This is a genomic window from Rhizobacter sp. AJA081-3 (assembly GCF_017795745.1).
In the GTDB taxonomy this organism is placed as follows: domain Bacteria; phylum Pseudomonadota; class Gammaproteobacteria; order Burkholderiales; family Burkholderiaceae_C; genus Piscinibacter.
This window is the reverse complement of sequence record NZ_CP059067.1, coordinates 3,130,858-3,146,727: the sequence shown is the minus strand read 5'-3', so window position 1 is coordinate 3,146,727 and position 15,870 is coordinate 3,130,858. Positions and strand designations below refer to the sequence as shown.

19 protein-coding genes are annotated in these 15,870 nt (G+C 61.7%); all 19 read right to left on the bottom strand.

Features of this window, described 5'->3' with window-relative positions; all coding sequences use genetic code 11:
* Nucleotides 1-77: 77 nt before the first annotated feature.
* Complete coding sequence (locus HZ992_RS14925; RefSeq protein ID WP_209382577.1) at nt 78-536, bottom strand: hypothetical protein; 459 nt, start codon at nt 534-536, stop codon at nt 78-80.
* A 153-nt stretch (nt 537-689) separates the two neighbouring features.
* On the bottom strand, nt 690-1,085 hold the full coding sequence (locus HZ992_RS14920) for a DUF3224 domain-containing protein (RefSeq protein ID WP_209382628.1): 396 nt from the start codon (nt 1,083-1,085) through the stop codon (nt 690-692).
* Between the two features lie 220 nt (nt 1,086-1,305).
* Nucleotides 1,306-1,620 (bottom strand): putative quinol monooxygenase, encoded by a 315-nt coding sequence (locus tag HZ992_RS14915; RefSeq protein WP_209382627.1) that lies wholly within the window; start codon nt 1,618-1,620, stop codon nt 1,306-1,308.
* Nucleotides 1,621-1,848: 228 nt separating this feature from the next.
* Entirely contained in the window at nt 1,849-2,373 is a 525-nt protein-coding gene (locus HZ992_RS14910) for a GNAT family N-acetyltransferase (protein ID WP_245213045.1), read from the bottom strand.
* Between the two features lie 1,873 nt (nt 2,374-4,246).
* Nucleotides 4,247-4,744: a GNAT family N-acetyltransferase gene (locus tag HZ992_RS14905; RefSeq protein ID WP_209382625.1), complete on the bottom strand. Its 498-nt coding sequence runs from the start codon at nt 4,742-4,744 to the stop codon at nt 4,247-4,249.
* Nucleotides 4,745-5,403: 659 nt separating this feature from the next.
* Nucleotides 5,404-5,886: a hypothetical protein gene (locus HZ992_RS14900; RefSeq protein ID WP_209382624.1), complete on the bottom strand. Its 483-nt coding sequence runs from the start codon at nt 5,884-5,886 to the stop codon at nt 5,404-5,406.
* 197 nt (nt 5,887-6,083) lie between these two features.
* Entirely contained in the window at nt 6,084-6,485 is a 402-nt protein-coding gene (locus HZ992_RS14895; RefSeq protein WP_209382623.1) for a DUF2251 domain-containing protein, read from the bottom strand.
* Nucleotides 6,486-6,675: 190 nt separating this feature from the next.
* On the bottom strand, nt 6,676-6,876 hold the full coding sequence (locus HZ992_RS14890) for a hypothetical protein (protein WP_209382622.1): 201 nt from the start codon (nt 6,874-6,876) through the stop codon (nt 6,676-6,678).
* Between the two features lie 566 nt (nt 6,877-7,442).
* A complete protein-coding gene (locus tag HZ992_RS14885; protein WP_209382621.1) occupies nt 7,443-8,045 on the bottom strand; it encodes an HXXEE domain-containing protein in 603 nt (200 codons plus the stop codon).
* A gap of 42 nt (nt 8,046-8,087) precedes the next feature.
* A complete protein-coding gene (locus tag HZ992_RS14880; protein ID WP_209382620.1) occupies nt 8,088-8,489 on the bottom strand; it encodes a DUF7674 family protein in 402 nt (133 codons plus the stop codon).
* A gap of 794 nt (nt 8,490-9,283) precedes the next feature.
* Entirely contained in the window at nt 9,284-9,850 is a 567-nt protein-coding gene (locus tag HZ992_RS14875; RefSeq protein ID WP_209382619.1) for a hypothetical protein, read from the bottom strand.
* A 1,445-nt stretch (nt 9,851-11,295) separates the two neighbouring features.
* A complete protein-coding gene (locus tag HZ992_RS14870; RefSeq protein WP_209382618.1) occupies nt 11,296-11,571 on the bottom strand; it encodes a DUF2164 domain-containing protein in 276 nt (91 codons plus the stop codon).
* Nucleotides 11,572-11,806: 235 nt separating this feature from the next.
* Nucleotides 11,807-12,187: a RidA family protein gene (locus tag HZ992_RS14865; RefSeq protein WP_209382617.1), complete on the bottom strand. Its 381-nt coding sequence runs from the start codon at nt 12,185-12,187 to the stop codon at nt 11,807-11,809.
* Between the two features lie 175 nt (nt 12,188-12,362).
* Nucleotides 12,363-12,968 carry a HEPN domain-containing protein gene (locus HZ992_RS14860; RefSeq protein ID WP_209382616.1) on the bottom strand — a complete coding sequence of 202 codons (606 nt, stop codon included), beginning with the start codon at nt 12,966-12,968 and terminating at the stop codon, nt 12,363-12,365.
* 893 nt (nt 12,969-13,861) lie between these two features.
* Entirely contained in the window at nt 13,862-14,014 is a 153-nt protein-coding gene (locus tag HZ992_RS14855) for a hypothetical protein (protein WP_209382615.1), read from the bottom strand.
* Between the two features lie 175 nt (nt 14,015-14,189).
* A complete protein-coding gene (locus tag HZ992_RS14850; RefSeq protein WP_209382614.1) occupies nt 14,190-14,483 on the bottom strand; it encodes a hypothetical protein in 294 nt (97 codons plus the stop codon).
* Nucleotides 14,484-14,495: 12 nt separating this feature from the next.
* Complete coding sequence (locus HZ992_RS25790) at nt 14,496-14,663, bottom strand: LiaF transmembrane domain-containing protein (RefSeq protein ID WP_245213043.1); 168 nt, start codon at nt 14,661-14,663, stop codon at nt 14,496-14,498.
* A gap of 163 nt (nt 14,664-14,826) precedes the next feature.
* Nucleotides 14,827-15,234 carry a ribonuclease E inhibitor RraB gene (locus HZ992_RS26140; protein WP_209382613.1) on the bottom strand — a complete coding sequence of 136 codons (408 nt, stop codon included), beginning with the start codon at nt 15,232-15,234 and terminating at the stop codon, nt 14,827-14,829.
* Between the two features lie 193 nt (nt 15,235-15,427).
* Nucleotides 15,428-15,652: a hypothetical protein gene (locus HZ992_RS14840; protein WP_209382612.1), complete on the bottom strand. Its 225-nt coding sequence runs from the start codon at nt 15,650-15,652 to the stop codon at nt 15,428-15,430.
* Nucleotides 15,653-15,870 lie beyond the last annotated feature (218 nt).

Sequence of the window (15,870 nt, the reverse complement as noted above, 5' to 3'; positions counted from 1 at the left end):
GGACGGATGATGAACCACTCCGGGAAGCGGGCCAAGTGCCATGCCGGTGCGAGTCGGCTCCAGCGAAGGGTTAGGCGTCACTGCGGCTCGAGCCAGACCTCTTGCTCCGTACCGGACAAAGCGCGGCGCACCTTGAAGATGGCGGATTCTTTGGGGTAGCCGCGCTCGGAAGGCGGCAGATTGAACCGCCCGTTAGCCAGAGCATGAAGTTCGGTGTGAGTTAGCTGATTGCCCAACCCGAACACGAGTGCGACATGAGTCTGGGGCACCGATTCGTACCGGATGACCCGGCCACAGCTGGGACGCTTGGCACCGATGAAATCACAGATCTCTTCGCGCTTCGTGCCCGGCTTGAAGATGAAGAAGCGGTCCCAACCAAAGGAAGTGAGCTCAGCCAGCCGCACCTCCTTGGTTTCAGGCTTCTTCGCCAGGTCGCCGATGCGCTGGCTGATTTGGCCTGTGTCATTCCCCATCTCGCTACAGGCAGCGAGAAGCGTTGCTACGAGAAGGGCCAGTCGGCGCGCGCTCTTGTGCATCTGGTGACGCCTAACGTTTGAGCTGAGGCGCGAGCACCGGTATGGCGCTTGGCCCGCTGGACGGATGATGGACCAGACCGGGAAGCGGGCCAAGTGCCATGCCGGTGCGAGTCGGCTCCAGCGAAGGGTTAGGCGGCATTGCCTCAGCCTGCACTAAGGGAGCGAGTACTCGAACTCGTAGAAGTGCTTGCCTTCGGTGATGTTGATCTTGAACATGCCTGAGATTCCCGCCAAGGCGCCGGTGCCGGAATCAGGCACAACCGTGATGGACAGCCGCTGTGCCCCTTGATCCATGGTGCCGCTGTGCTGAAAGACGAAGCTCCCGTCGCGGCCATGGAGTGTTCCAGCGACCCGCTCGATAGCCACATAGCCCGCGGAACCCTTGACGGGCGTGAGCGCTGTGAGCATTTCGCCTTTGCCGGTGGCAACCAGATCACCTTCGAACCGCTTGTCGAGCGACATGCGACCAAGGCTCACTCCTTCTGCCGCGCTTGGCTCGGCTTGAGGCTTCATCTCAACGGTGAAGGTGCCTTTGGCGACGGATGGCATTCTGTTTTCTCCCTTTGGCTGTGCTAGCGCTGTAGTCGGAGCGAGTAAGACTCCGGCCAGAGCTTTGAGCGATGCGCGTCGCAGTGGGTTGCTCATGCCGCCTAACGTTTGAGCTGAGCGGGCCGACGCCGGGATGGCGCTTGGCCCGCGAGGCGGATGCTAAGCCTGGGCGCCTCGCGGGCCAAGTGCCAGGCCGGTGGCGGTCCGCTCGAGCGAAGGGTTAGGCCGCACTCTTGCCGGGCAGCTGAACCGGGCTTGCATGAAGGACTGACATGCTTGGCGGTTGCGATGAGATCTCGGCCATGGCCTTGGCAAAGGCGCGAGACGCAGGAAGCTTGAAGTGCGCCACTAGTGCCTCTTGGTCTTGCCACTCCTCGACGAAGACAAGACGCAGGGGATTCTCTACATCTCGGTGAACAGCGTGGGAGATGCAGCCGGGTTCTGCGCGCGAGCGGGCAACGTGCTCTTGGCTGAGAGCAAGAGCCTTGGCGAAAAGAGCTTCCTGCGCAACCAAGCTGCCCAGTACCAGAATCATTCATGCTCTCCCACAGAGTTGCGCCTGAAAGCCATTGCCATACCAGCCCGCTATTGCGATTGCCATTCGTTGCAGGCGCATCGGTTGGTGCCTGTGCGGCCTAACGTTTGAGCTGAGGGGACCGCGCCGGTGTGGCGCTTGGCCCGCGAGGCGGATGATGACCTGAGAAGCCTCGCGGGCCAAGGGCCATGCCGGTGCGGGTCCACTCGAGCGAAGGGTTAGGCAACGCTATGCAAGCGCGATGCGAAACCTCAGCCCGGGCTTGCTGCCGAACTGTGGTGGCTTGGTGAAGTGCTCTACCAGAACGCCACCATTGGCCAGGATGACGCGCTGGGAGGAGGTGTTTTCTGGATCGGTCGTGATCTCAACAAAGGGCAGCCCAACACACTTGGCTTCCGGTAGTAGCTGCGCAAGCGCCGCTTTGGCATAGCCAAGCCTCTGCTTCCAGGGAACGACTGCATAGCCGATGTGACCGAGGCAGTGCGGCGGCAATGCGGTTGTTCCTTCTTGCCATCGGAAGCCAATGGTTCCGCAGAACTCTCCGTCCCACAGCCAGCGCCGAAAGCCGGGGAGGCGGTTGACGACTGAGCCGTCCGGGAGAGCTACTGGCGGGCCCTTGGCTTCGCGGTCCTCCATGCTTGCAACGAACGCTTGAGCGTCTGTCCGGACGCGGGCAAGTTCTTCTTGTGCCGATTCGGGTCGCAGGTTGTCCGCGGACCACCCACGCTCCAGCGCCGCCACGTAGCTTGGCAAGTGAAGTTCAGACGGTCGCACTAGCTGCATGAATGGTGCTGGCGTTGCCTAACGTTTGAGCTGAGCGGGCGAGCGCCGGGATGGCGCTTGGCCCGCGAGGCGGATGCTAGCCATGAGAGCCTCGCGGGCCAAGTGCCATCCCGGTGCGAGTCCGCTCGAGCGAAGGGTTAGGCGTCACTACTCTTGTGAGTGAAGTACATACTCGCCCCGCACTACTTGAACGCTGCCATTGGCTGCTGCTCGCAGGGTGGCCGCATCTTCTGCCGCTGCCTGCCAGACGGGACGGACAGCGCTCACGAAGTTGAGTGCTGAGAACTCTCGTCGAAGTTCGAGCCCGTAAGAGCATGAAGCGCCACAGTTGGTCTGGTAGAGCCGGTAGGAGCCTATGGGGCGACCAACCTCGCTCAGGAGACGATAGGAAGGATCGCTCGCGCCCTCCATGCGCGCACTTTCCGAAAACGCAAGTAAGCCATACGGGACGAGTGGTACGGCCACGACCGCGGCGAGAGCTAGGGCTAGGGAACGATTGCTAGTGACTGGCATGGACTTGGCCCAGAACAGAGCGCTCGCAGGCACTGACAGCGCCGATAGACCTGTGAACCAGTAGTTCAGCGGTGCGAACGTGAACCGAATGGCGACTGGAACGGAAATGAGCGTCAGCGCAAATGCGGCAAGACTACAGATGAAGACGATGGCAGGACGGGACACGGTGCTTGTGACGCCTAACGTTTGAGCTGAGGGGCTGACGCCGGGAAGGCGCTTGGCCCGCGAGACGGATGATGACCTGAACCGGCGCGCGGGCCAAGTGCCTTGCCGGTGGCAGTCCACTCGAGTGACCTGTTAGGCAGCACTGCTGGAGGCGAACCAAGCCAATGCGAGAGAGCGAGGCACACAGGCATTTCCTTTCACTTCTGGCCGCTGATGCGCCGGCGCGGGGAACTGGAACAAGCGCCGCTCAGTCCGCCGCCATCTCCGGCGGTGAACGAGAGCAGAGCCTTCCGAGTGGCGGCGGCACCATGAACTGATTGAAGCCAGCGCATCGAGAGACAGAGGCTGCTGGCCGCGAAGCGCTGCCAACTGAGCAGACTTGGCAGATGCGCCGACCGTGGCGCTTGAGCATGGCCACTCAGTCTTTGCCGAGCTTGCGCAGAGGTAGCCAGCGAGTGCATTTGGTCTTTGGCGGCGACTGCCGCCCAGCGACGTTGGCGAGCACCTTCAGCGTTCCGTGGTGCTGCCTAACGTTTGAGCTGAGGGGCTGACGCCGGGAAGGCGCTTGGCCCGCGAGGCGGATGATGACCTGAACCGGCGCGCGGGCCAAGTGCCTTGCCGGTGGCAGTCCACTCGAGTGACCTGTTAGGCAGCACTGCTCGGGGCGAACCAAACCGAGACAGAAGAGCGAAGTGCCGAGGCATTGGGGTGCACTACTGGCAGCCGACGCGCCACCGCAGGGAACTGGAGCAAGCGCTGCTCAGGCCGCCGTCATCGCCGGCGGTGAACGAGAGCAGAGCCTTCCGAGTGACGGCGGCACCACGAACTGACTGAAGCCAGCGCATCGAGAGACAGAGACTCGTGGCCGCGAAGCGCTGCCAACTGAGCAGGCTTGGCAGATGGGCCGACCGTGGCGCTTGAGCATTGCCACTCAGTCTTTGGCGAGCTTGCGCAGACGTGGCCAGGGAGTGCATTTGGTCTTTGGCGGCGACTGCCGCCCAGCGACGGTGGCGAGCACCATCAGCATTCCGTGGTGCTGCCTAACGTTTGAGCTGAGGCGCGAGCGCCGGCATGGCGCTTGGCCCGCGAGGCCGATGATAAGAACCACGGGCTCGCGGGCCAAGTGCCATGCCGGTGCGAGTCGGCTCCAGCGAAGGGTTAGGCGTCACTGCAGCGCCTTGCTCATGACGACGCTACGGTAGACCTTGCCGGACCACTGAACAAAGCCGACTGGTGAAAAGCCCAAGCGAGAGTAGAGCTGAAGCAGATGCGTTGCTGGTTCAGCTGTGTCGAGCGCCAGTTCGCGAAACTCGCGCTCGAGCGCCCAGGCTTCGCAGGCTTGAACGAGAGCCTTACCGATGCCGCGGCCCTGAAGTTGCGGCGCGACCCCGAATTGCCGCAGTGTGGCCACGCCCTGGCGAGCGAAGTACTCGCACTCGCTGGAATGCTCGGTTGGCTTGGCAAGTACCGTTCCTGCGAGTTGCCCCTGCCATTCCGCGACGAAGCACTGACCGTCCGAGATGCGACGGACCGTTGTTTCGGTTGGCTGATTCACTGCGGTGTAGTTGAGGCCCATGGCGCCCAACGGCGCATAGGCTCGATGTAGCAGATGCGTAAGCTCTTCGAGCGAATCAGCGGTAGCGAGCTGACGGATGAGGAACATGTCCGGTGGCTTGGTGACGCCTAACGTTTGAGCTGAGGCGCGAGCGCCGGTGTGGCGCTTGGCCCGCTGGACGGATGATGGACCAGACCGGCCGGCGGGCCAAGTGCCACGCCGGTGCGAGTCGGCTCCAGCGAAGGGTTAGGCAGCACCGAGTGCACGCGGCGGTGGCAGGCGTGGGGCGAAGCCAGGAAGCCGATAGCCTTGGAGACTGGTCGCAGCTGCGCCGGGGGTGGGAACCCGAGCCGGGGTGATGAATTTGGTGTTCCGCCCCACGAGCGATGAGCGCAGGCGGGAACAGCCGCCGCCAGGCGGCCCCACCGACTGACTGACCTGAGCGGCGGTACGAGCTGGCGGCGAGGCCGACCGATGAGCACTTGGCTTGAACTCCGATTCGCTGACGCACCGCAGGTACAGCTTGAGCGATGTTGCTTCCACTGTTGCGACCGACCAGCGAGCCTTGGCTAAAGAGGCATTCGGTTTTTGGCGGCGACCGCCGCCGCAGCGACCGTGGCGAGCGCCGCTATGGATTGGCCGTGCTGCCTAACGTTTGAGCTGAGCGGGCCGACGCCGGGATGGCGCTTGGGCCGCGAGGCGCAGCATAAATCTGAGCGCTTCGCGGCCCAAGTGCCATGCCGGTGGCGGTCCGCTCCAGCGAAGGGTTAGGCCCCGCACCCGTTGCCCGCCACAGGGAGCGCTTTAGACCAGCGTCCGCTTGCTGAGGCAAGCTCCGGCTCCCGAAGAAGGCTGGCCAATGCCTCGTTCTCGACGAGTACCTGTGTAGCGCCAGTGTCGTGATTGACGAGTAGTACGCGCGTGACGCCGACAAGCAACGGAGTTGGGATTGAGAAGCGAACGGTTCGAGCGAACTCGCACTTCGTACCGATCAGTTGGACAAGTGGCCGACGCGCCCAGATATGCACAACAGCAGTGCCGCCTTCGCCTTTGGTCAGCGTGACCGGAGGAACGGCACCGACATTGTGGAAGAACTCCAGCTTTTCGATATGGAGTGCACCTCCCGCCGTGAATGTGCTCGCCTCTACAGAAAAGTTCGCTGGAGGATCTGCAGTGCCTGAGACATCGAAGTCGCCGAGAACCTGCCCTTTTGCCGCCTCGGAAGGGGTTGGCTCGTCCACGAACAGCAAGCCCCCGCACAGCGCGAGCGTGCAGACAGTGAAAGCCAGGACGATAGTTCTCGTTCTCAATGTGGGGCCTAACGTTTGAGCTGAGCGGGCCGACGCCGGGAAGGCGCTTGGCCCGCGAGACGGATGATGACCTTAACCGGCTCGCGGGCCAAGTGCCTTGCCGGTGGAGGTCCGCTCGAGCGAAGGGTTAGGGCGCGCTATGCGAACAGTTGTAGCGCCTGCTCAGACCACTCATGACCCGACCATGCTCCATTGGCTGCGGGAGGAGGGAACCCCGAACGGCAATAGCCGCGCTTGGCGGCAAAGTCAAAGACCGCATGTGGATAGCCATTGATGAGAAGTACGACCTTTGTACTGTCGGTGGACCAGCCGATCTTGACTTGCGAAGGCAAATGTCGGTCGCTGACGTTCGACACGTTGTAGATGTGTAGAGCGTCCTGGATCTGCTGGCCAGACAGACTTGTGTCGAGCGCATAGAGATAGCCAGTGTCTCCGTCGTCTTCGAACACTGCTGCAAAGGACGACTCTGGCGCGGCTCCATCGATTACCGCAGGGGTTCCAACGAGCAGCTCTTCATCGGCTGTGACGATGATGGGCATGGTGTGTTTAGCGCCCTAACGTTTGAGCTGAGCCGCGAGCGCCGGTGTGGCACTTGGCCCGCTGGACGGATGATGAACCACTCCGGGAAGCGGGCCAAGTGCCACGCCGGTGTGAGTCGGCTCGAGCGAAGGGTTAGGCGTCGCCGTTTTTCCGCCGCCTGGCTCTAGATGCCAAGGACCAGCCAAGCCATCAGACATCGTCAAAGCCGCTTCTCTCATACTTCTTGTTCGCCGATGGCTTCAGAACATGGAGGGCATAGGTCGCGAGCAGAAAAATGGGTGAGGCCGCGAGAATGATGATCACGTTCCGCACCAGCATCGGGAGCCCTGCAATGCTTTCTAGCAGCGGCTGCCACAGATGCAACCGAAAAAGATAGCTGTACATCGCCATGCCGGCGAAGCAGGCGGCCGCCGTTAGCCATCTCGCCGTCCTTTTCCGCATGGCCCTCACCCCTACTTGCAGACCGACCTTAGGCGTTGCCTCTCGCGAGCGCAAGCCGCGTTCATGCGCGCAAAGTTCTCCGGCCCACGGATGCGCTCCTTGGACTGCGGCCACTCGACTACCACCTCGGGCGAATGGACGGGCTTGACCGCGTGGAAGTCGTTCGTTCCCATCAGGCGCCAGAACTCCCGGACGACAGCTTCAGGAGAGGGACTTGCGGACATAGCAAGGTGGGTGACTGCGACGCCTAACGTGATTTAGACATCACTTTGCCATACCTGGGAACAGGTTCCTAGATGTGCACACAGGTTCAGTCGGGCAGGGCGGGTGTACTAGGAGGGTCAGCAAGCTTGGCACCAAGACTCTCCGGTGGGCAGGAGCGGATTTGGGGTGAGGCCTAACGTTTGAGCTGAGGCGCGAGCGCCGGGATGGCGCTTGGCCCGCGAGGCCGATGATAAGAACCACGGGCTCGCGGGCCAAGTGCCATGCCGGTGCGAGTCGGCTCCAGCGAAGGGTTAGGCTGCACTGTTTGCGCGCCAAGAGGATGGCCAAAGACGCCGACCCGCGAGCAGGAGAAGCGGAATGGCCGCCAGCAGTACCAATGCGACCGTGGGCGCAACCCAAGCGAGAACGCGCAACTCGACTTGACGCTGCTGAACGGCTGAGTGCAGATACACGGCGCCAAACGGCACTACCAGCAGCCAAGCAGTGGCGGTGCCTGGCATGTACCTCCGGAGCGCGACCGTGGCAGCCAGGTGCGGGACAAGCGCGTTGGCGAGCATGGCGACTACATAGCCTGCGAAAACGTGCTTGACCAGCCAGCCAGGCGCGACCGCCAGAGTTGCTGCGAATGTGAGTGCCAAGAACAACGCAGAGAGAACGCCGACCGCAAAGCGGAACTCTGAGTCACTCACCGGGCGATACCAGCGCGCTGCACTGCGCGACCAACGAGGCAGGAATGCGGCTTCCTCGGCGTTGTGCACCAACACCGCGGCTGTGAAGCTCCACGCGAGTGCAGTGAGTTGCAAGTGCAGCCTAACGTTTGAGCTGAGCCGCGAGCGCCGGTATGGCACTTGGCCCGCGAGGCCGATGATAAGAACCACGGCTTCGCGGGCCAAGTGCCATGCCGGTGCGAGTCGGCTCGAGCGAAGGGTTAGGCCTCATTTCACACCCTTCATGAATGGTCTTTCGCCCCACATCTCGACGTAGAGCGCTCGCAGGTTTGCGGGAACCAACTTCCACCCACTCTTCTTGAGTTTTTCGTCTTCAACGTCCCACATCAGAGATTCGACGTATGCGACGTCGATGCAGCGGAGAGTGAAATCGTTGCCCTGAGCAAGGAGCCGTGATAGCAAGTTGAGGTGCGCGCTTGCCGTTGTGACCTCGCCGCGCTTGATGGCGTCTGTGGTGAACTGAGAGAAGCGCTCGACCCAAGTGTGAGGGGCGTTCTCGTAGCCATCCCTCGCAAGTAGCTCATCGATTTCCGCCGCTTCTGCTGGGAACGCAGCACGAATCGCCTCGACGATACGGAGAGCAGCGAGTTGTTCGGGATCGGCGGACATGAGGCCTAACGTTTGAGCTGAGCGGGCGAGCGCCGGTGTGGTGCTTGGCCCGCGAGGCGCATGCTAAGCCTCAGCGCTTCGCGGGCCAAGTGCCATGCCGGTGCGAGTCCGCTCGAGCGAAGGGTTAGGCCTCATCACTGCGGTGTGCTACTTGGCGGCCAAACGCGTAGCCCACCCGAGACCGAAGAGCCAGCCGCTAGAGAGGTGAAATGCAAGGTAGATGGGTGGCGGGAATTCCTGCTTCTTTAGTCTTCGCCGGAGCAGAAAGCCCGCACTCGAGAAGAAGACAAGAATGGGTAGGTTGTGGATGAGAGAAACGGTCTGTGGCAGCGAGCCAGTCACCAGCCCGCGAGTGACCATGTACCCAATGAAGAAAGTAGCGAGGAACGCGACTGTGTTGAGTGAGCAAAGACTCCTTCGTTCTTCGCGGTGCGCACTTGGTGCTATCTGATCTGTGCTTCGGCGGGCAAGTTCTGCCGCTTGTATGTCTTTGCCCGTTGCTGTGGCCGGGAATCCGCAAGAAGCACACAGAGAAGTTCCTGCCCGATTTGAGGCTTGGCAGACGTGGCAGCTCCACTGATACTGAGGGGCGTTCATGAGTCTGTGCGATAGGCAGAGTGGCTGTACTGAGGCCTAACGTTTGAGCTGAGGCGCGAGCGCCGGTGTGGCGCTTGGCCCGCCGGATGGATGATGTACTAAGCCAGGAGGCGGGCCAAGTGCCATGCCGGTGCGAGTCGGCTCCAGCGAAGGGTTAGGCAGCACTCGCAAGAACGACCGATGCGGTGAGTAAGGAGTTACGACTCTGAGGAAGGTCGCAGTCCGCTACCGGCGGCAAAGACAACCTCCGCAAGCTCCGGGTGCTCCTCCAGATACCAACTCGCGAACTTGCCGCCGGAGCCGCCGCAAACGTTGCAGGCTACACGACCACAAACTCGGTTGCAGGAGTAGAGCGCATACCCAGTGGCGCCTGAGTCCCAATCGGCCTTCGGTATGGCCATGTCGTCAAAAGCACCGATCCCCGAGCAGTTTGGGCAGAAGAACTGGCCACCGGAAAGTAGCCTGCCGAAGACACGCAAGTTCTGATCGCGACTGGGTAGAGCGGTGGGGAGGATCTTCGGCCCGCAATACGGAGAAGCGCCTGAGTAGATCTTGCGTAGGCGAGCACTGGCGCTGGAGACGGGGACCTCTGTCGAAGAAGGCTCGACAAGTTCGAGGTGTATGTCAAACCAGATAGTTCTTCTCGGTGCCGTTGAGGAGATCAGATCGGTGAACGGTTGCACGGGCCTAGCCAGCTGAACTTGGCTGAGCTTTGCCGTCTCCTCGGTGAGGAAGCCGTCCTCCGGTACAACGAAGGTGAACATGCAAGCGGACAGAATTCGCGCAGTTGGCTCGTAGTAGAGCTCGACATAGATGCCCGCTGTGCCTTCCCCTGAAGTTCGTACGCCGAAGAAGAGCCTGTCCGTTGCCCTGGCATCTGCGCTGAGCAACTCTGTTGCGGCTCTGAACTCGGGCTGAGAGCGTGCACGTTCGGCCCAGCTCTGGTACGAGAACGCAGAGGAGTTTGAAGGCATCGTAGTGTACGGACAGGGCTGTGCTGCCTAACGTTTGAGCTGAGGGGCGAGCGCCGGGATGGTGCTTGGCCCGCGAGGCGAATGATGACAGCGAGCGCCTCGCGGGCCAAGTGCCATGCCGGTGCGAGTCCACTCGAGCGACCGGTTAGGCAGCACTGCTCGAGGCGAACCCAACCGATGCTGGAGACCGCAGCACCGAGGCATTGGCTTGCACTATTGGCCGCTGACGCGCCACAGCGGGGAGCTGGAGCAGGCGCTGCTCAGTCCGCCGCCATCGCCGGCGGTGAACGAGGGCAGAGCCTTCCGCCTGGCGGCGGCACCAAGGACTGACTGAAGCCAATGGAGCGAGCGACAGAGCTTGGTCGCCGCGAAGCGCTGCAGAGTGAGCGCGCTTGGCAAATGCGCCGACCATGGCACTTGAGCATTGCCACTCAGCCTTTGGCGAACCTGCGCAGGCGTGGCCAGGAAGTGCATTGGGTCTTTGGCGGCGACTGCCGCCCAGCGACGGTGGCGAGCACCCTCAACGTTGCGTGGTGCTGCCTAACGTTTGAGCTGAGCGGGCCGGAACCGGAATGGCACTTGGGCCGCGAGGCGGATGCTAAACCTCAGAGCCTCGCGGCCCAAGTGCCAGGCCGGTGGAGGTCCGCTCCAGCGAAGGGTTAGGCGTCGATCTCGGGCGCGGAGGCTGAGGCTTTCTGCGGTGGCGCTGCCCGTGACGATATGCTATGGACATGCTGAGAATTCGGACTAGGTATCCAGGGCAGGAGCCACGAGAGGTCGTTGCTCAGTTCTACATGGCGCGCAACATAACGCTCTTCGGGCGCGCGCCTCCGTTCATTGAAGTTCTTGGTTTGTCGAAAGAACCCGAGGCGCTCACGCTCGAGGAGGCCGCTCTGTGGAGCGAACTGGCTCCTCTGCTAGTGAAACTGAAGTTGCGCGGGGACTAGTGCTTGCCAGTTCGGCAATCGCATCGGGCAAGAGTGCCCTGAAGAAGAGGGCGAGTCCTTCTCGCTCCCACATCTCGGTAGTGCAACGGTAAAGGCCCGTTGTGTGATCGACTTTAGGGCCGCCGTGCATCCGGCCTTGGTTTCGACGCCTAACGTTTGAGCTGAGCGGGCCGGCGCCGGGATGGCGCTTGGCCCGCGAGGCGCATGCTAAGCCTGAGCGCTTCGCGGGCCAAGTGCCAGGCCGGTGGAGGTCCGCTCCAGCGAAGGGTTAGGCAGCACCCTCTTGGCCTACCGCTTGGGCTTGGAAGGCGCTTGACGACGACGCCAGTATTGGAGTTCTTCCTCGTTGAACTCGATGTCCAGTTCTTGAACTCGCTCCTGAAGGCGCTCCTGTACCTGGCTGACAGCCTGGTTGTAGACGAGTGGCCCCACCTCTTCGAGGAAGAAGCTCAGTAGGGCGCTTGCGCCAATGTTCCCAATGCGTTGATCGAGTTCTTCTGCGAAGTAGCGCTCGATAGACGCGACGGCTTGGTTTCGTGCCTCGCGGTTCAGCTCGATTGGCATTTGCGTCTCCCGTAGCAGTAGAACGCATTCTCCTGCGAAGGATCGCCGTGGCTACAAGCGAGCGGATGCTCCGGTAGCAAAACGCGCTGATGGGCGGCGTGGTGTGGCTGTGCTGCCTAACGTTTGAGCTGAGCGGGCCGACGCTGGAATGGCGCTTGGCCCGCGAGGCGCATGCTAAGCCTGAGCGCTTCGCGGGCCAAGTGCCAGGCCGGTGGAGGTCCGCTCCAGCGAAGGGTTAGGCCTCAGCGATGGCTGCAATGGACACCTTCAGGCCGGGGATGCGAGCGGGAAGCTTGGCACCTTGGCGTGCTGGCGGATCTGAAGGAAACCACTTGAGCCACTCTTCGTTCATTCCGGGGAAGTCGTCTTCCTCGGCCAGCACGACTGTGACACTGACGATCTTGTCGAGCGAACTGCCTGCCGCTTCGAGAATGGCTTGGATGTTGGACAGGCACTGACGCGTTTGCTCTTGGATGGTTGTTCCCTTGATCGCGCCAGTGGCGGGATCAGTTGGCGCCGTGCCCGACACGAAGACAAGGCCCGCGGCCTTTACCGCCTGGCTGTAGGAAGGTGGCGGCTTGGCCGCCTTTGGTGTGAACACGATCTGGCGGGCCACTTTGAATCCTTCGATTGAACTGGTGGCGACAAAGCTCGTGCTCTGAGGCCTAACGTTTGAGCTGAGCGGGCCGACGCCGGGATGGCGCTTGGCCCGCGAGGCACATGCTAAGCCTGAGTGCTTCGCGGGCCAAGTGCCATCCCGGTGGAGGTCCGCTCGAGCGAAGGGTTAGGCCTCACTTGGGGAACGCAGTCTCGACCTTCACGATGAGATCCTCAACGAACTTGATTGTCGTTTCGACCGAGTCCCGCGTGATCTCGCGCAGCTTCTTCCCACTGCGACGAGACTGCTCGCGATCTCCTTCGTGGGAGATCTGGTTGCGGCGCTTGATCAACGAGTTGAACTTCTCTAGGAGAGCCTGCTTGTGCGTCTTGTTCGGTTCGATGCGATCCCAAAGGCTCTCATACCCAGCTAGCTTCATCGCATCCGCGATCGCGGTGGGGGACTGGAGTGGCCGGACGGAAAGGTGGTCGGTAACCCAATTGCGGAGGACGTTTCCCTTCCGCTGCGCCTCATCCCAGGTGACAAGCTCACGAATCGGAATCTGGAAGTTTGCAAGCTGAGGAGGCAGGTCATTGAGCGAAAAGTGGCCCACCTTGTACTTCACCTTGTCGTGAAAATAGGTGTCTAGCGCGGATACTGCAAAAACGATGGCGGCTCGAAGCAGCCAGTCAAGGTTTACGTTTACCTTCAGCTTTGACAGTCCATCGAACAGATCGAGGCATTCCTGAGCGCTCTGAATGTTTTGATCGAACAGCGACTTGGCGGAGTGGACTGTCATGGTTGTTGCTCTGTGAGGCCTAACGTTTGAGCTGAGGCGCGAGCACCGGTGTGGTGCTTGGCCCGCGAGACCGATGATAAGAACGACTGGCTCGCGGGCCAAGTGCCATGCCGGTGCGAGTCGGCTCCAGCGAAGGGTTAGGCCTCATTCGCGGGCTGGCAGCTTTGTCCCCAAGGCTAGAAGACACGCTTTCTCCTGCAAGCTCTCGTTCGTGTTGAACGCGGTTGTACGAGATGGCGCGGACTCGGTGAAGCAAGTCACAACTACTCGTGGACAGTTGGCTCGCCTTCTGCTTCAGCCTGGGCTTCTTCCGACTCAGCTTCGCTTCTTGACGAATCAGAACACTCGGACTCTTCATCCTTAGACGCACTGAGGTACCAAGGTAGCGCTCCGAGTCCGAGACCGACGAGCAAGAGTGCACAGGGAACCAGGAGCGACGTGTCGCTATCGCCCGCCAAGCGCTGCGCAAGCACAATTGTTGCGGCCAGCAGGAAGGTGAACGCGAGAAGGACGAACGCGTATCGCGCGACTTTGGGCATGAGGCCTAACGTTTGAGCTGAGCGGGCCGACGCCGGAATGGCGCTTGGGCCGCGAGGTGCAGCATAAACCTGAGCGCCTCGCGGCCCAAGTGCCAGGCCGGTGGCGGTCCGCTCCAGCGAAGGGTTAGGCCGCACCTGGCACAACTGGCATGGAGGCTATGAGTGACAAGCCTGTAGACCTAGCTCAAAGGAGTGATAGGCGCGTGGCACACGCTTGGGGCTGCACGAATGGCCAGGTGAACCAGCTTGGGTTAAGCGCCACTGCGACCTAGCGAATTCTGAGCGCCATGGGAAGCTAGCCAACTGCGGAAGGATGGAGGTGGATGTGGGGCTGAAGCGGGAGCAGCATGCGACTCAGTTTTGCTGCTCGGATGCGGAAGACAAGAACCTGATTGCTCCTACGACTACCCCAACAAGAGCAGCTGCGAGCATGGCGTGCAGTGCCCAGCGAACTCCGGAGAAGAAGTAGATCAGGAAGCCCAGCACTGCAATGAGCCAGCAGATCATGAAGGCTCGGCTCAGGAACCGATCTCGGCTGTGGCTCGATTGCATCTTGGTGCGGCCTAACGTTTGAGCTGAGCGGGCCGACGCCGGCGTGGCGCTTGGGCCGCGAGGCGAATGCTATACCTGAGAGCCTCGTGGCCCAAGTGCCAGGCCGGTGGCGGTCCGCTCCAGCGAAGGGTTAGGCCGCACTGTTGGCGAACCAGGCTGCGAGAGCAACCAGCGCCAAGATGGCCTGAACGATAAGCGCGGCTCTGGTGGTAATGACGCCGACCTTTCCCAGCGACGGCCGCGAATGAAGAACCAAACCGACGACGAGCACAAGCGCAAACGCTGTGACCCAGGCAAACCACGCAACACCGATACCGATGCACCCGAAGCCCTCGCACCGCAGACGCCAGATTGCGACGCCGGCTAAGGCCAGACCCACCACACTGGCGACAAAAGCGCCAACGGCTACGAAGATGAGCCGCATTGCGCCCGCTACTCAGCGCATGCGACGCGAAAGCAAGACGAGGCCGACTGCAATGAGGATGAGCGGCCACCAACGTGCGAATAGAGGCCCAAGGCGGGGCAGAATGCCTAGGTTGGACAGCAGGAAGAGCGCGCCCAGAATGATGAGCACGAGCGGCGCGAAGATGGACTTCCTAAACATGCGTGCCTCAAGGGTTACGGGGTGCGGCCTAACGTTTGAGCTGAGCGGGCCGACACCGGAATGGCGCTTGGCCCGCGAGGCGGATGCTAAGCCTGGGCGCCTCGCGGGCCAAGTGCCAGGCCGGTGGCGGTCCGCTCCAGCGAAGGGTTAGGCGTCGTCGCACTCATTTGACTATCGGTGTTCCCCATCCGTCGTACTCGCCACCCTCTAGCGCGCAGAGTGCTGTGAGCTCCGCACGCAACTTGACCATTGCCTCGACCGTTGGGACAAGTCGGCGTGTAGCGAACGTGTGCCAAGGTAGACCGCCGGACGCCGCTGGTTTGACACTAGCAGTGAAGCCTTGCGAGTTGAGTTTGTCAGCGACACGCTTCGCCGCTGCTTCAGTAGGGAAGTACATGAAGAACTCAACTGGGTGCGGTTTGGTGAGATCGGATCCGGCATTGCGAAGTTGCGCAATGACAGCAGCATCTCCAGTTGGCTCAGCTGCGGAAGCGCCTCGTAGCAGAAGAAGTACTCCCAAAGCCGCCGCAACGGCAACGAAGAGAAGTGCGAAGACAGAGGCCTTGGACATTCGACGCCTAACGTTTGAGCTGAGGGGCCGGCGCCGGTGAGGCGCTTGGCCCGCGCAGCGGATGATGACACTAGCCGTTGCGCGGGCCAAGTGCCTTGCCGGTGGCGGTCCACTCGAGCGAAGGGTTAGGCCTCAGTGTCTTGCGAGCAAGAAGCCACAGGCTTGGCGTGCTACGGCAGGAACCACCCATGTTTCAGCCTTCTGAGGCCGGTGTGTCTGGGTCTAGTTCGGGATACTGCTGAATGAGTGGGCGCATCAACTCGGTGTAGACATCTGCCAGCATTCCGCTCATGCCGCGGCGCAGCTGCGCTTTCTCTTCGTCTGATTCGAGCTGATCGATCTGTGCGCAGACCTGATCCATCGCGTGACTCAGTGCAAGCAGCTTTTGCATCAGCGCTTCTGCGGATGCCTTCTTCATGTGGTGCTCCGCGGTTCGGTTTAGATGTAGTCGGCAGCGCCGCCCAAAGAGCAGGCTGGTTCTTCGCGATTTCTCGTGCGGCCCAGGCGACAAGCGGGGCGTTCTGAGGCCTAACGTTTGAGCTGAGGGGCCGGAGCCGGGATGGCGCTTGGCCCGCGAGGCGGATGATGAACCACAACGCCTCGCGGGCCAAGTGCCATGCCGGTGGAGGTCCCGCT

Coding starts and splice junctions, on each gene's coding strand:
- HZ992_RS14925 (WP_209382577.1), bottom strand. CDS start 536: ATGCACAAGAGCGCGCGCCGACTGGCCCTTCTCGTAGCAACGCTTCTC.
- HZ992_RS14920 (WP_209382628.1), bottom strand. CDS start 1,085: ATGCCATCCGTCGCCAAAGGCACCTTCACCGTTGAGATGAAGCCTCAA.
- HZ992_RS14915 (WP_209382627.1), bottom strand. CDS start 1,620: ATGATTCTGGTACTGGGCAGCTTGGTTGCGCAGGAAGCTCTTTTCGCC.
- HZ992_RS14905 (WP_209382625.1), bottom strand. CDS start 4,744: ATGTTCCTCATCCGTCAGCTCGCTACCGCTGATTCGCTCGAAGAGCTT.
- HZ992_RS14895 (WP_209382623.1), bottom strand. CDS start 6,485: ATGCCCATCATCGTCACAGCCGATGAAGAGCTGCTCGTTGGAACCCCT.
- HZ992_RS14890 (WP_209382622.1), bottom strand. CDS start 6,876: ATGGCGATGTACAGCTATCTTTTTCGGTTGCATCTGTGGCAGCCGCTG.
- HZ992_RS14880 (WP_209382620.1), bottom strand. CDS start 8,489: ATGTCCGCCGATCCCGAACAACTCGCTGCTCTCCGTATCGTCGAGGCG.
- HZ992_RS14875 (WP_209382619.1), bottom strand. CDS start 9,850: ATGTTCACCTTCGTTGTACCGGAGGACGGCTTCCTCACCGAGGAGACG.
- HZ992_RS14870 (WP_209382618.1), bottom strand. CDS start 11,571: ATGCCAATCGAGCTGAACCGCGAGGCACGAAACCAAGCCGTCGCGTCT.
- HZ992_RS14860 (WP_209382616.1), bottom strand. CDS start 12,968: ATGACAGTCCACTCCGCCAAGTCGCTGTTCGATCAAAACATTCAGAGC.
- HZ992_RS14855 (WP_209382615.1), bottom strand. CDS start 14,014: ATGATCTGCTGGCTCATTGCAGTGCTGGGCTTCCTGATCTACTTCTTC.
- HZ992_RS14850 (WP_209382614.1), bottom strand. CDS start 14,483: ATGCGGCTCATCTTCGTAGCCGTTGGCGCTTTTGTCGCCAGTGTGGTG.
- HZ992_RS25790 (WP_245213043.1), bottom strand. CDS start 14,663: ATGTTTAGGAAGTCCATCTTCGCGCCGCTCGTGCTCATCATTCTGGGC.
- HZ992_RS26140 (WP_209382613.1), bottom strand. CDS start 15,234: ATGTCCAAGGCCTCTGTCTTCGCACTTCTCTTCGTTGCCGTTGCGGCG.
- HZ992_RS14840 (WP_209382612.1), bottom strand. CDS start 15,652: ATGAAGAAGGCATCCGCAGAAGCGCTGATGCAAAAGCTGCTTGCACTG.